General features: G+C 52.6%; 1 pseudogene. It reads right to left on the bottom strand.

The window, feature by feature from the left end:
• Positions 1 to 494, bottom strand: a pseudogene (locus A7D14_RS20050) (hypothetical protein); the annotation flags it as partial.

The following is a 494-nucleotide window of genomic DNA, read 5'->3' as shown; positions in this document are numbered from 1 at the left end:
GCACTGTCGTCAAGGTCGCTCAGGTCAACGGTAACGTCCGTGGTGCCCTCGCTTATGGTCAATACGTTGCTCGGTGCATCCAGTGAAGCGCCCGTGATGTCGTCGTCACTGGCAGCCGAAAGCTCGGCATCGGTGGCGAAGACCGCATCCAGGTCATCGCTCAACGTTCCTCCTCCGTCGACAAGTTCCAGTACAGTACCGTTTAGGCCCAATGAGGAGTTGTATTCGTTACTGGCATCCGTGTCGCCATCGGCAGCAATATGGTTCGCGATGTCCGTGGCATTTGTCGCAATGTCAGATGTGTTCGTGGCAATGTCACTTGTATTGGTCGCAATATCAGCAGTATTTGTTGCTATGTCTGCTGTGTTCGTAGCAATGTCAGTTGTATTGGTTGCAATATCCGAAGTGTTGGTGGCGATATTGGATGTGTTCGTTGCAATGTCTGAAGCATTTGTCGCAATGTCGCTTGCATTGGCCGCAACCCCGGCACTGTC

It is taken from the genome of Allomuricauda sp. CP2A (assembly GCF_001683915.1).
Taxonomy (GTDB): Bacteria; Bacteroidota; Bacteroidia; order Flavobacteriales; family Flavobacteriaceae; genus Flagellimonas.
Note: the sequence above shows the minus strand (reverse complement) of the source record. Positions and strands in the feature narration are given on the sequence as shown.